Annotated in this window: 10 protein-coding genes; 7 read left to right on the top strand and 3 right to left on the bottom strand. The window is 70.0% G+C overall.

Annotated features, from left to right (window positions below; translation table 11 throughout):
* The first annotated feature begins 26 nt into the window (after window positions 1–26).
* The 5 genes from fadD3 to AWB89_RS17410 are packed head-to-tail and all read left to right on the top strand — an operon-like array spanning window position 27 to window position 5776.
* Entirely contained in the window at window positions 27–1595 is a 1569-nt protein-coding gene (gene fadD3, locus AWB89_RS17430; protein WP_085175349.1) for a 3-((3aS,4S,7aS)-7a-methyl-1,5-dioxo-octahydro-1H-inden-4-yl)propanoate--CoA ligase FadD3, read from the top strand.
* Complete coding sequence (locus AWB89_RS17425; RefSeq protein WP_085175347.1) at window positions 1595–2728, top strand: acyl-CoA dehydrogenase family protein; 1134 nt, start codon at window positions 1595–1597, stop codon at window positions 2726–2728. The genes fadD3 and AWB89_RS17425 overlap by 1 nt, the downstream gene beginning before the upstream one ends.
* Window positions 2725–3666, top strand: a complete 942-nt coding sequence (locus tag AWB89_RS17420) for an acyl-CoA dehydrogenase family protein (protein ID WP_142282562.1) — start codon at window positions 2725–2727, stop codon at window positions 3664–3666. The genes AWB89_RS17425 and AWB89_RS17420 overlap by 4 nt, the downstream gene beginning before the upstream one ends.
* Window positions 3663–4610: an acyl-CoA dehydrogenase IpdE2 gene (ipdE2, locus tag AWB89_RS17415; RefSeq protein WP_085175345.1), complete on the top strand. Its 948-nt coding sequence runs from the start codon at window positions 3663–3665 to the stop codon at window positions 4608–4610. Before AWB89_RS17420 ends, ipdE2 begins: the two co-directional genes overlap by 4 nt.
* Window positions 4607–5776 carry a pyridoxal phosphate-dependent aminotransferase gene (locus AWB89_RS17410; RefSeq protein ID WP_085175343.1) on the top strand — a complete coding sequence of 390 codons (1170 nt, stop codon included), beginning with the start codon at window positions 4607–4609 and terminating at the stop codon, window positions 5774–5776. The genes ipdE2 and AWB89_RS17410 overlap by 4 nt, the downstream gene beginning before the upstream one ends.
* Here AWB89_RS17410 and AWB89_RS17405 read toward each other — a convergent pair.
* A complete protein-coding gene (locus AWB89_RS17405) occupies window positions 5766–7634 on the bottom strand; it encodes a fatty acyl-AMP ligase (RefSeq protein ID WP_085175641.1) in 1869 nt (622 codons plus the stop codon). The genes AWB89_RS17410 and AWB89_RS17405 overlap by 11 nt on opposite strands.
* A gap of 81 nt (window positions 7635–7715) precedes the next feature.
* On the bottom strand, window positions 7716–8546 hold the full coding sequence (locus AWB89_RS17400) for an arylamine N-acetyltransferase family protein (RefSeq protein ID WP_085175341.1): 831 nt from the start codon (window positions 8544–8546) through the stop codon (window positions 7716–7718).
* A gap of 157 nt (window positions 8547–8703) precedes the next feature.
* Between AWB89_RS17400 and AWB89_RS17395 the strand changes: the two genes are divergently transcribed.
* Both AWB89_RS17395 and AWB89_RS17390 read left to right on the top strand, forming a co-directional pair.
* Window positions 8704–11760: a serine/threonine-protein kinase gene (locus AWB89_RS17395; RefSeq protein ID WP_085175339.1), complete on the top strand. Its 3057-nt coding sequence runs from the start codon at window positions 8704–8706 to the stop codon at window positions 11758–11760.
* A gap of 95 nt (window positions 11761–11855) precedes the next feature.
* On the top strand, window positions 11856–12287 hold the full coding sequence (locus tag AWB89_RS17390; protein WP_142282561.1) for a hypothetical protein: 432 nt from the start codon (window positions 11856–11858) through the stop codon (window positions 12285–12287).
* A 56-nt stretch (window positions 12288–12343) separates the two neighbouring features.
* Here AWB89_RS17390 and AWB89_RS17385 read toward each other — a convergent pair whose 3' ends face one another.
* Window positions 12344–13171 (bottom strand): CHAD domain-containing protein, encoded by an 828-nt coding sequence (locus AWB89_RS17385; protein ID WP_241520526.1) that lies wholly within the window; start codon window positions 13169–13171, stop codon window positions 12344–12346.
* Window positions 13172–13241 lie beyond the last annotated feature (70 nt).

Here is a 13241-nt window from a genome sequence, read left to right as displayed (position 1 = left end):
TTAGGAGCGGTCCTAGAGGAGCACCGATGACCTGGGCCCACGCCCATAGGGCAGGGGACGATCCCCGCACCGTGCCCGCGGCGCTGGATCGTTTGGCGCACCAGCTCCCCGACCACGACGCGCTGATCACCGACGAACGGACCTTCACGTCCGCCGGGCTGCGCGACGAGGTGCACCAGGCGGCGGCCGCGCTCATCGCGCTGGGTGTCCGGGCCGGAGACCGGGTCGCGATCTGGTCGCCGAACACCTGGCACTGGGTGGTGGCCTGCCTCGCGATCCACCACGCCGGGGCCGCGATGGTGCCGCTGAACACCCGCTACACCGCCGAGGAGGCCGCCGACATCCTGGCGCGCACCGGCGCGCCGGTGTTGTTCGGAATGGGGCGATTCCTCGGCAACGATCGCGTCGCCGACCTGGACCGCCCCGGCTCTGCGGCCCTGCCGGCGCTGAGGCACACCGTCCGAATCCCGATCGACGCGGACGACGGGACATGGGACGACTTCATCGCCAGGGGCACCGATCTCGATGCGGTGGCCGAGCGCGCCGCCGCAGTAACCCCCGACGACGTCAGCGACATCCTCTTCACCTCCGGCACCACCGGCCGCAGCAAAGGCGTGCTGTGCGCGCATCGTCAGTCGCTGTCGGCCTCGGCGTCCTGGGCGGCCAACGGCAAGATCACCAGCGACGACCGCTACCTGTGCATCAACCCGTTCTTCCACAACTTCGGCTACAAGGCCGGCATCCTGGCGTGCCTGCAGACCGGCGCGACGCTGATCCCCCACCTGACCTTCGACCCGCTGCGGGCCCTGCAGGCGATCGAGCAGCACCGCATCACCGTGCTGCCCGGCCCGCCCACCATCTACCAAACCCTGCTGGACCATCCGGCCCGGCGGGACCACGACCTGAGCTCGCTGCGGTTCGCGGTGACGGGCGCGGCCACGGTGCCCGTCGTGCTGGTCGAGCGCATGCAGTCCGAGCTCGACATCGACATCGTGCTCACGGCCTACGGGCTGACCGAGGCCAACGGCATGGGCACCATGTGCCGCGCCGACGACGACGCAATCACCGTCGCCACCACCTGCGGGCGGCCCTTCGCCGACTTCGAATTGCGAATCGACGCAAGGGATTCCGGGAAAGCTGGTGAGGTCCTGCTGCGCGGCCCGAACGTGATGCTCGGCTACCTCGACGACCCGGCCGCGACCGCGGCCGCCATCGACGCCGACGGCTGGCTGCACACCGGCGACATCGGCGCCGTCGACGAGGCGGGCAACCTGCGCATCACCGACCGGCTCAAAGACATGTACATCTGCGGCGGATTCAACGTCTACCCCGCCGAGGTCGAGCAGGTCCTGGCCCGCATGGAGGGGGTGGCCGACGTCGCGGTGATCGGGGTGCCCGACGAGCGGCTCGGCGAGGTCGGCCGCGCGTTCGTGGTGGCCCGGCCGGGCGCCGACCTGGACGAGCAATCCGTGATCGCTTACACCCGAGAGCATTTGGCGAACTTCAAGGCACCGCGGTCGGTGCGGTTCGTCGACGCGTTGCCGCGCAACCCGGGCGGCAAGGTGGTCAAACCACAACTGCGGGAGCTGGCCTGATGGACCTGCAATTAGACGACGACACGCTGGCGTTCCAGGCCGAGGTCCGGGAATTCCTGTCGGCGAACGCCGAGCAGATTCCGACCAAGTCCTACGACAACGCCGAAGGCTTTGCCCAGCACCGGCATTGGGATCGGGTCCTGTTCGACGCCGGCCTGTCGGTGATCACCTGGCCGAAGAAGTACGGTGGCCGCGACGCGCCGCTGCTGCATTGGGTGGTGTACGAGGAGGAGTACTTTCGCGCCGGCGCACCCGGACGGGCCAGCGCGAACGGAACCTCCATGCTCGCCCCGACGCTCTTCGCGCACGGCACCGAAGAGCAGCTCGACCGGATCCTGCCGAAAATGGCCAGCGGCGAACAGATCTGGGCGCAGGCATGGTCGGAGCCCGAATCCGGCAGCGACCTGGCCTCGCTGCGGTCCACCGCCACCCGAACCGACGGCGGCTGGCTGCTCAACGGCCAGAAGATCTGGAGCTCACGGGCACCGTTCGCCGAAATGGGATTCGGGTTGTTCCGGTCCGATCCCGCGGCCGAGCGGCACAACGGCCTGACCTACCTGATGTTCGACCTCAAGGCCAAGGGCGTCACCGTGCGGCCCATCGTGCAGCTGGGCGGTGACACCGGCTTCGGGGAGATCTTCCTCGACGACGTGTTCGTTCCCGACGAGGACGTCATCGGCACGCCTAACGAAGGCTGGCGGGCGGCCATGAGCACATCCAGCAACGAGCGCGGCATGTCGCTGCGCAGCCCGGCCCGCTTCCTGGCGGCGGCCGAACGCTTGGTGCAGCTGTGGAAGGACCGCGGTTCCCCCGCCGCGTTCGCCGACCGGGTCACCGATGCGTGGATCAAGGCGCAGGCTTACCGGCTGCAGACGTTCGGCACGGTGACCAGGCTGGCCGCCGGCGGCGAGCTGGGCGCGGAATCGTCGGTGACCAAGGTGTTCTGGTCGGACCTCGACGTGGCGATCCATCAGACGGCTCTGGACGTCCTCGACGCCGACGGCGAGCTGGCCGGCCCGTGGACCGACGGGCTGCTGTTCGCGCTGGGCGGCCCGATTTACGCCGGCACCAACGAAATCCAGCGCAACATCATTTCCGAACGGCTGTTGGGCCTGCCCCGAGAGAAGAAGTGATCGTGGACTTCGCACTAGACGAACAGCAGCACGACTTCGCGGCCAGCATCGACGCGGCGCTGGGCGCGGCGGACCTGCCGGGCGCCATCCGCGCGTGGTCGGCCGGGGATACCGGGCCCGGCCGCAAGGTGTGGGAGCAGCTGGCGAACCTCGGCGTCACCGCGCTGGCCGTGCCGGAGAAATTCGACGGCATCGGCGCCGAGCCCGTCGACCTGGTGGTCGCCCTCGAACGCCTCGGCCGCTGGTGCGTGCCGGGGCCGGTGGCCGAATCCATCGCGGTGGCACCGATTTTGCTGGCGGACGACGAGCGCTGCGCGGGCCTGGCCTCCGGCGAGCTGATCGCCACCGTCGCGATGCCGCCGCACGCCCCGCGCGCCGTCGACGCCGAAACGGCCGGGCTGGTGTTGCTGGCCGACGAGCGCGGTGTGACGGAGGCGGCCCCGGCCGAAGAGCACGAGTCCGTCGACCCCAGCCGCCGCCTCTACGACGTGACCGCGTCCGGCGAGCCCTGGCAAGCGGATGTCAAGCGCGCCTACGAGTTCGGCGCGCTCGCCACCGCGGCACAGCTCGTCGGCGCCGCCGAGGCGCTGCTGAACGGCGCCGTCGACTACGCCAAGCAACGCAGCCAATTCGGCCGGGTGATCGGTTCCTATCAGGCGATCAAGCACAAGCTGGCCGATGCGCACATCGCGATCGAACTGGCCCGCCCCTTGGTGTACGGCGCGGCGCTGTCGCAGGAACCACGCGACGTCAGCGCGGCGAAAGCCGCGGCGTCCGACGCGGCCCTGCTGACGGCGCGTGCGTCGCTGCAAACCCACGGCGCCATCGGATTCACCCAGGAACACGACCTGTCGCTGTGGCTGCTGCGGGTGCAGGCATTACGCTCGGCGTGGGGTACGCCCGAGGCGCATCGGCGCCGAGTGCTGGAGGCGCTATGACTGAAGAACGGGAGCTGCTGCGCGAGACCGTCGCGGCCCTGGTGGCCAAGCACGCCGAACCGGCCGCGGTGCGCGCCGCGATGGAGTCCGAGCGCGGCTACGACGAGTCGCTGTGGCGGCTGCTGTGTGAACAGGTCGGCGCGGCCGCGCTGGTGATTCCCGAGGAACTCGGCGGCGCCGGCGGCGAATTGGCGGACGCCGCAACGGTTCTGCAGGAGCTGGGCCGCGCCCTGGTGCCCTCCCCGCTGCTGGGTACCACGCTGGCGGAGCTGGCGTTGCTCGCCGCGACCGAGCCGGACGGCGAGACCCTGGCCGGGCTGGCCGAGGGTGCTTCGATCGGCGCCCTGGTGCTCGACCCCGACTACGTGGTCAACGGGGACGTCGCCGACGTCGTCGTCGCCGCCGACGGCGGCCGGCTGAGCCGGTGGACCCGCTTCACCGCCCAGCCGGTGGTCACCATGGACCCGACCCGACGGCTGGCCCGGCTAAGGCCGGAAGAAAGCGAGGAGTTCGGCGCCGACCCCGGCATCGCGCACACCGCGGCCATCCTGCTGGCGGCCGAGCAGATCGGCGCCGCCGAACGTTGCCTGGAGCTGACCGTCGAATACACCAAGAGCCGGGTCCAATTCGGCCGCCCGATCGGCAGCTTTCAGGCGCTCAAGCATCGGATGGCCGATCTGTACGTCACCGTTGCCGCGGCGAGGGCCGTGGTGTCCGACGCGTGCGACGAGCCGACGCCGACCAATGCCGCCATCGCGCGCCTCGCCGCCACCGACGCCCTGAACGCCGTTGCCGCCGAGGGTATTCAGCTACACGGCGGCATCGCGATCACGTGGGAGCACGACATGCACCTGTACTTCAAACGCGCCCACGGCAGCGCGCAACTGCTCGGCTCGCCGCGAGAGCTGTTGCGCCAACTGGAATCTGAAGTATTGCCGACGTGACCGAGCACGTCGCACTGCGCGCCGGCATCCCGCCGTTTTATGTGATGGATGTCTGGCTGGCCGCCGCGGAGCGCCAGCGCAGCCACGGCGATCTGGTGAACTTGTCGGCCGGTCAGCCCAGCGTCGGCGCGCCCGAGCCGGTGCGCGCGGCGGCCGCCGCCGCTTTGCACGCCAATCAGCTGGGTTACACCGTCGCGCTGGGCATTCCGGAGTTGCGCGCCGCGATCGCGGCCGACTACCGACGCAAACACGGCATCGACGTGGAGCCCGACGCGGTCGTCGTGACCACCGGCTCTTCGGGCGGATTCCTGCTCGCCTTCCTGGCGTGCTTTGACGTCGGCGACCGGGTGGCGCTGGCCAGTCCCGGCTACCCCTGCTACCGAAACATCCTGTCGGCGTTGGGGTGTGAGGTGGTGGACATCGCGTGCGGGCCGGAGACCCGGTTCCAGCCCACGGCGCGGATGCTCGCCGAACTTGACCCACCGATCCAGGGCGTGATCGTCGCCAGCCCCGCCAATCCGACCGGGACGGTGATTCCGCCGGAGGAGCTCGCGGCCATCGCGTCGTGGTGTGCCGCCTCCGGCGTCCGGCTGATCAGCGACGAGGTGTACCACGGGCTGGTCTACGACGGGGCGCCGCAGACCAGCTGCGCCTGGGAGACGTCGCGAGACGCCGTGGTGGTCAACAGCTTTTCGAAGTATTACGCGATGACGGGCTGGCGGCTTGGCTGGCTGCTGGTGCCGGGCGAGCTGCGCCGGGCGGTGGACTGCCTGACCGGCAACTTCACCATCTGCCCGCCGGTGCTGTCGCAGATCGCCGCGGTGGCCGCGTTCACCCCGGAGGCCACCGCCGAGGCCGACGGCAATCTGCGCCACTACGCGGTCAACCGGAAGCTGCTGCTCGACGGGCTGCGCTCGATCGGCCTCGACCGGCTGGCGCCCACCGACGGCGCCTTCTACGTCTACGCCGATGTCTCGGACTTCACCAACGACTCGCTGGCATTCTGCTCGAAGCTGCTGGCGGACACCGGCGTTGCGATCGCGCCGGGCATCGACTTCGACACCTCGCGCGGCAATTCGTTCGTCCGGCTCTCGTTCGCGGGACCCACCGGCGACATCGAGGAGGCCCTGCGACGGATCGGGCCCTGGCTGCCGATCAGCGGTTGAAACGCCCTTCGAGGTACTCGGCGCGGCAGGCGTTGCGGGCCAGCTTGCCGCTCGTCGTGCGGGGGATGGCCCCGGCGGCCACGAGCCGCACGTCGGCGACGCGGATCTGGTGATGCTTCGAGATCGCCGCGCGGACGGTCTCGGCGATCGGGGCCAGGTCCCGGCCCGCGCCGGCGGCGCGCTCGGCCACGACGACCACCTGCTCCCCGGAGCCACCGCTGCCGGTCATGGATGAAACCACCTCGGCCGGAACGGAAAACGCGGCGACATAGCCGGATCGAATGGCCGGCGAGGCTTCGCTCACCGTCGTCTCGATGTCGTGGGGGTAGTGGTTGCGGCCATCGATGATGATGAGGTCCTTGATCCGTCCCGTCAGGTATAGCTCGCCGTCGATGTAGACACCGAGATCGCCGGTGGCCAGCCAGGATCCGTTGTCCGGGGCGCCCTCGGCGTGGCTACCGTCCTCGAGCCGGGACTGCAGCTTGTTGCCGAACACCCGTCGCGTCTCGTCCTCGCGACCGAAGTATCCGCGGCCGACGTTGTTGCCGTGCAACCAGATTTCGCCCACGGTGCCGTCGGGCACCTCGGCGCCGTCCGGGTCCGCGATCACCGCCCACTGCTCGAGGATCGGCTGGCCGCACGAGACCAGGGAGACAGCGTTGGGCGCGCTCGGCTCGACGACCACCGCGCGGCCGGCGCCGAGCTGCTCCCGGTCGAGGAAGATCGCGCTGGCCGCGGCGTCCGAGGCGATGCTGGCGACCGACAGTGTCGCTTCGGCCATCCCGTAGGACGGCTTGACCACCGACGCGGGCAGACCATACCGGGCGAAGGCGTTCGTGAACTGCTCGATGGCCGACATGCTCACGGGCTCAGACCCGTTGAGCAGGCACACCACGTTGCTGAGGTCGAGAGCTTCAGCCTCCGGCCCGGCCGGGGGCAGTCCGCGCTGGGCCGTCAACTCGAAGGCGAAGTTCGGCGCCGCCGCCATCGTCCGGCCGCGGGTCGCCGCGATGCCCAGTTGCTTGATCCATCGGTAGGGCCGGCGCAGGAACGCCATCGGGTCCATGAGCGTGACGTGCGCCCCGAAATACGCCGTGAACACGATCATCATCAGCCCCATGTCGTGATACAGCGGCAGCCAGCTCACGCATTGGACGTCGGTGTTCAGCCCGCCGTGCAGGATCATCTGCATTGCGTTGGTGTAGACGGCGCGATGCGTGATCTCCACCCCGGCCGGCGTGCGGGTCGAGCCCGACGTGTACTGCAGATAGGCGAGGTCGTCGGTGTCGCGGATGGGGTCGGTGAAGGTTTCGGCGAGGGTCGCCGGCACCGCGTCCACCGCGATCATGCGCGGCCGCTCGTTGGCGGGCAGGGTCCGGATAAACGTTCGAACCGATTCGGCGGCCGCGGTCGTGGTCAGGACGGCGGCGGGCCGGCCGTCGGCCAGCACCGCGGCCAGCCGCTCGCCGTGCCCGGCCAAAGTCGGCGCAAAGAGTGGGATCGCGACATTGCCCGCGTGGATGGCGCCGAAGAAACCCGCCACGTAGTCGAGGCCCTGCGGGGCCAGGATCGCCACCCGATCCCCGGGCTGGGTGACCTGCTGCAACCGGGCGCCGATCGCGCAGACCCGCGACCACAGCTCGTTCCAGCTCAGTTCGAGGACCCGCCCGTCCTGGTCCTGCGAGTAGTCGAGGAAGCGGTATGCCGGGCTGTCACCGAGCTGGGCGCGATTCTGATCGAAATTCGAGGTGAGCGTCACGCCCTCGGGGACCACGATCTTGCCGGCGGCGGCGGCATCGGCGGCTGCGTTGCCCGAGGAGACGCCGACAGTATTGGTTGACCCGTGATCCCGACTCACGACGGCCAAGATTAATAGACGTTCTTATAATTCGCCGCATTTGCCCCGGTATGGCGGTCATCACGTCCGATGACGTGCGGTTTAGGCGCCGAGGATCGCCTCGAGGCGGGCTTCGAGCGCCCCGCGCTCGCCGATGTCCGCCACGTTGACCCCGAACCGCTCGGCGAGGGTGTCGACGACGGCGGCCGCGTCGGGCAGGCGGATTTTCTCGCTGTCGTCGGCGCGGTGGACGGTCAAATCGCGGCCGGCCAGGTTCAGCCGGGCGTCGTCGGTGACCTTCGCGGCCATCAGTCCGGTGACGAAGTGCGACGAGGGGTGGGTGGAGACGAACCAGCTGGCCACCTTCAGGTCGATGTCCGGCTGGGTCCGCGTGGTGAACTCATACAGCGGCACCCATTGGTCCCGGATCCGGGTCTGCAGCACCAGCCCGTCGCGACGATCCTCGAGCCGGTACGGCTCCCGGGTCGTCTGCTGGGCGGTGCCGGTTTCCAGCCGCAGGGGCGAGGTCGGTGTCTGGCCACCGAAGCCGACGTCGACGAGATACGGCCCCTGGGAGCCGGGGAAGGTCACCGCCAGCACCGTGTGCGTCTGCGCCGGGAACGGCGCGTCGGGCGGCGCCATCCAGACCACCCGGCCGGCCAATCGCCGCACCCGAAAGCCGATTTCACAAAGCGCGTACCCCATCAGCCCGTTGTGCTCGTAGCAATAGCCGCCCCGGCGTCGGCGAATGAGCTTGTCGGTCAGGGCTTCTGGGCTCAGGTCGTCGACGGGGACTCCGGTCAGCGGATCGAGGTTCTCGAACGGGATCGTTCGCGTGTGGGCGGTTACCAGGGCCTGTAAGACGTCCAGGGTCGGCTCGGCGGCGCCGCGGAAGCCGATGCGATCGAAATATCCGTTGAGATCCAGCGCCATAGGGCCATTCTGGCGTGCGTTCGCTCGAATCGCTTGTGCCAAACCAGTTGCAGATCTTGGCTTGATAACGAAGCGCGCCGAAGCATATGCCCGCGGGGGCGCGGGCGTTACTCTTGAGCTCTCTGAGCTCCATGAACCGGAGGTTAAGCGCCGAGGAATGCCCGAAGAACCCAGGTCCGACGGCGTGGCGTCGGTATCCGGCGGGATCGCCGCGGAGCTGGCGGCCGCCGGGTTCGAGGATGCACGGCAGGTGGCCAGGGGTGGCGCCGGTGTCATCTACTGCTGCTACGAGACGGCGCTCGGTCGAAACGTCGCGGTGAAGGTGCTGCCGTCGCACATGGACGAGGAGAGCCGGGAACGGTTCCTGCGCGAAGGCTACGCAATGGGCGGCCTGTCCGGGCATCCGAACATCGTCAACATCCTGCGGGTCGGCGTGACCACCAGCAACCGGCCGTTCATCGTGATGCCCTATCACGCCGCGGATTCCCTGGCGGTGCGGCTGCGCCGGGAGGGTCCGGTGCCCTGGCCCGAAGCCTTACGAATCGGCGTAAAGCTCTGTGGCGCACTGGAAACCGCGCATAGGGCCGGAACGCTGCATCGCGATATCAAGCCGGCGAACATCCTCACCAACGACTACGGCGAACCGCAGCTGAGCGATTTCGGCATCGCCCACATCGAAGGCGGCTACGAGACGGCGACCGGATTCTTCTCCGGCACGATCGATTACACCGCGCCCGAAGTGATGACCGGCAGCCCGGCGACGGTGGCCGCCGACATGTACTCGCTGGGCGCCACCATTTTCGCGCTCATCGCCGGCAACGCCGCCCACGAGCGCAGGAAGGGCGAAGACCTGATCGCGCAGTATCTGCGCATCAGCACCACCGGGGTCCCGAACCTGCGCCCCGACGGCATCCCGGACGCGGTGTGCTCGGCGATCGAGAGGGCGATGGCCCTCGACCCCGCCGACCGCCCCGCCTCGGCCGAGGAGTTCGGCCGCGAATTGCAGGCCGCGCAGCGCCTCAATGGCCTGAAAGCCGATGCGATGGCGATCACCGGAGGGCCCGCGGTCTCCCCCGACACCAACGGCGGGGAGGCGCGGCCGCCCGCTCAGGACCGGCCGACCGCGCCGCTGTCTCCGTCGGGGGCCGATCAGGGCGAACATTCCGAAGCGGCCGGCTTGCTGCGCAGCGCGCATGGTGTGGAAACGCAGCCCGAGACGCCGGCCGGCGCCGCGAACGGCCCGCCGCGCGAGCCCGGGCCCAGCGCTGCGCCGCCGCCCGCCCCACCGCCCTGGCGCAAACCGGTGGCGGTGCGGATCAAGGAATGGTTCGCCGAACCCGGCAAGAGGCGCACTCGCGTCGCTCTGGTCGCCGGTGCCGTCGCCGTGGTCGCCGCGCTGGTCGCCGGCGCCGTCTTCCTCGGCCTCAGGCCCAACGACAACCACCGCACCGCCGCGGGCGCGCCGACCACCCCGGCGCCGGCGGCGTGGAAACCGATCACCAACGCCCGCGTCGCGCGGGATGCGGTCGCGACCACCCAGGCCGACGGCACGATCTGGGTCTTCGGCGGCATTCGCGGCGACGGCGCCGCCACCACCAGGCACGAGGGCTACGACCCCGCCATCGACGAATGGAAGGGCGGCGACGACCTGCCGGTGGCGCTGCAGCACGCGTCGGCGGTCACGTGGCAGGGAAACCCGGTCGTGCTCGGCGGCTGGAAGACGGAGAACGGCAAAAACGTTGCCAGCGACCAGGTTTGGCGTGTCGTCAACAGCCGCTGGGTGGAGTTGCCGCACCTGTTGCAGCCCCGGGCGGCCGCGGCGGCCGCGGTGGCCGGGGACCGCCTGGTCGTCACCGGCGGCGTGGACGCCAGCGGCGCTCTGCTGAACACGACCGAGGTCTTCGACGGCACCTCGTGGAGCCTGGGCGCGCCCCTACCGACCCCGCGGCAGCTGCTGTCCGCCGCGTCGGACGGAAAGCTGGTGTACGCGGTGGGCGGCAGCAGCGGGGGCGCGGACCTGGCCACCGTCGAGGCGTATGACCCCGCCGCGAAGACGTGGACGGCGCTGGCCGCGCTGCCGCAGCCGCGCAGCGATTTGGGGGTGGCGATCGCCGACGGGCGCCTCGTCGCGGTCGGGGGCGTGTCATCGGGGCGGGTGCTCAAGAGCGTCTCGGTGTTCGACCTGATGATGAAGACCTGGGACGCGCTGCCGGACATGGCCACGGCGCGACACGGGATGGCGGTCGCGGCGGTCGAGAAGTCCGTGTACGCGATCGGCGGCTCGACGGCCGTCGGGGACAGCCAGCTGGTCGCGACGGCGGAAGCGCTGAAGCTGCCGGCCCGCCAGATCCAGCCCGCGGCGCAATGGCGTTCCCTGCCCGACGCGCCGATGCCGCGGCTGATGATGGCGTGGACCGTACAGGGCGACAAGATCTGGCTCATGGGCGGCCTGCGCAATGGCGCCACGCTGCAGACGGTCGAGAGCTACGACCCGCGCACCGGCGCCTGGGAGACCGGGCCGCCGCTGCCCATGCCGCTGCACCACGCCGCGGCGGCCACGTTCCGCGGCGAGGTGGTCGTGCTCGGCGGCGCCGGCGACAACATCGCCGACGCCTCCAACAAGGTGTTCGCGCTGCGCGGCGGCAACTGGGTGGAGCTGCCCAGCCTCATGCACGCGCGGGCGGCGCCGGCGGCGGCGGTGGCCGGCGACAAGCTCGTCGTCGTCGGCGGGCAGGACGACAAACAAATCGTCCCCCAGACCGAGGTCTTCGACGGCAACTCGTGGCGGGACGCCGCCGACCTGCCCACCCCGCGCGAGCACCTGGCCGCGGTGTCGGACGGCACCTACGTGTACGCGATCGGCGGCAGGTTCCTGTCCTCCGACAAGAACTCGGCCGCATTGGAACGGTTCGATCCGGCGGCGGGGACGTGGACCAAGTTGCTGGGCATGCCGACGCCGCGCGGCAGTTACGGCGCCGCCTACCTCGACGGCCGCATCGTCGTGGTCGGTGGGGAGGAACCGACGATGGTGCTGAACGTGGTCGAGATGTACGACATCGCGACCGGCAAGTGGAGCACCATCACCCCCATGCCGACGCCGCGCCACGCCGCCGCGGTGGCGGCGGTCGGCAACACGGTCTACTGCATCGGCGGCGCCAACCGGCCGACCCACGAAGGTCCCATCGCGACCGTCGAGGCGCTCGACTTCAAGTAGACCGTCCAAGCGGGGCTTGTTTTATCTCTGTCAAATATGGGGAACCGATACGGACGGGCGCAGCACACCACCCACGAAAACGTACGGAGCCCCTGATGAGCACCACTATTTGGATTGTGATCGCGGTGATCGTGGCGGTCCTGGTGATCGCCGCGGTGATCGTCGCGGCGAACCGAGCGACGCGTCGCCGCCGCCAGCGGCAGGCCGAGGAGATTCGCGAACAGGCCCAGGTCGCGTCGTCGCAAGTGGAACGGCGGCAAGCGCTCGCCGACGAGACGGCCGCGAAGGCACGCGCCGCGCAGGCCGAGGCCGAAGCCAAGGCCGCCGAGGCCGCCAGGCTGCAGGAACGGGCCGCCAGTCACCACAGCGACGCGGCGACATCCCGCGAGCACCTCGAGGAACAGTTCAAGCGCGCCGACAGCCTCGACCCCAACGTCAGGGAAACGGGTGAGACGACCGGGGAGACGTCGAACGAGCCAGTGTCCGACGCGGACTCCGCCCGGCACCATCGGCCCGCATCAGGCTAAAGACCCGGGCACACCCGATGGCCCGCCCCCCTCAAGCGGGCCATCGGGTGTGCCTCTCACACGAGCTGCAATGCGCCTTGCCGGCAACGGCGGGCGATCTGCTGCTCGCGGGCGTACAACATGCCGTAGCTGAAACCGTTCTCGCCGACCGTCGTCCCCGCCGTCAACGCCATCTGCCGTAGCGCCCCGGTGGCAACGACGGTGTCCTGGTGGTCGCCGAGCAGGCCTTGAATCCGCTTGTAGTGCTTGATGGTTCGCTTGGCGCGCTTGTCCAGGGGTTTGCGCAGTTCGGCGGCGTAGCGGGCGCGCTTGGCGGCCTTGCGCGCCTTGTGCAGCAGCACGTCGTCACCGGAGTCGAGCGCCGCGACCAATCGCCGGTCCGCCTTGCGTTGCGCCCGCCGGGCCGGCTTGCGCAGCGCCGCGGCGGACAGTGCCGGGTCGACGGGCGGTTCCTCGCGCCAACGGCGCAACACCTCCTGCAGCCGGTGATACCGGTCGGAGTCCATCGCCTCGCTCAGCCGGGTGCGGGCCGGCAGCTCGATCGCCCGCAGATCGCTGTGGATTCGGGCGCGGACGGGGCCCAGGATCAGCTCCTCGGGCATCGCGTCCAGCGCCTCGTCGAACCGGCGCCCCTGTACCTGGCAGTCGCGGACGTCGCCGAGCAGTCCCGCGTACCACTTCAGTTCGCGGTCCAAGTCGCCGGCGGCGCCATCGAAGCACTTGCCGAAAACGCGCAGCGTGCTGCGGAATCGCCGGGTGGCCACGCGGGTGTCGTGAATGGTGTCCGGGGTTTCCCCGTGGCGCAGCTCGCTGTCGCCGTTTTCGAACTCGTCGATTTGAGCGTTCAGGTAGTCCGTCAACGCCCGGGTCGCTGCTGAGCGCATGACACAACGCATTCCCGAAAGCCCGCGGCCGCCAAACATGGGCTCGCCGCCGGGCGCGTCGCCGCGCGGG

It is taken from the genome of Mycobacterium paraense (assembly GCF_002101815.1).
GTDB classification, from domain to species: Bacteria; Actinomycetota; Actinomycetes; order Mycobacteriales; family Mycobacteriaceae; genus Mycobacterium; species Mycobacterium paraense.
The sequence above is the reverse complement of the archived record's forward strand: the minus strand, read 5'-3'. Positions and strand labels throughout refer to the sequence as shown.

Coding starts and splice junctions, on each gene's coding strand:
- fadD3 (WP_085175349.1), top strand. CDS start 27: ATGACCTGGGCCCACGCCCATAGGGCAGGGGACGATCCCCGCACCGTG.
- AWB89_RS17425 (WP_085175347.1), top strand. CDS start 1,595: ATGGACCTGCAATTAGACGACGACACGCTGGCGTTCCAGGCCGAGGTC.
- ipdE2 (WP_085175345.1), top strand. CDS start 3,663: ATGACTGAAGAACGGGAGCTGCTGCGCGAGACCGTCGCGGCCCTGGTG.
- AWB89_RS17400 (WP_085175341.1), bottom strand. CDS start 8,546: ATGGCGCTGGATCTCAACGGATATTTCGATCGCATCGGCTTCCGCGGC.
- AWB89_RS17395 (WP_085175339.1), top strand. CDS start 8,704: ATGCCCGAAGAACCCAGGTCCGACGGCGTGGCGTCGGTATCCGGCGGG.
- AWB89_RS17390 (WP_142282561.1), top strand. CDS start 11,856: ATGAGCACCACTATTTGGATTGTGATCGCGGTGATCGTGGCGGTCCTG.
- AWB89_RS17385 (WP_241520526.1), bottom strand. CDS start 13,171: ATGCGCTCAGCAGCGACCCGGGCGTTGACGGACTACCTGAACGCTCAA.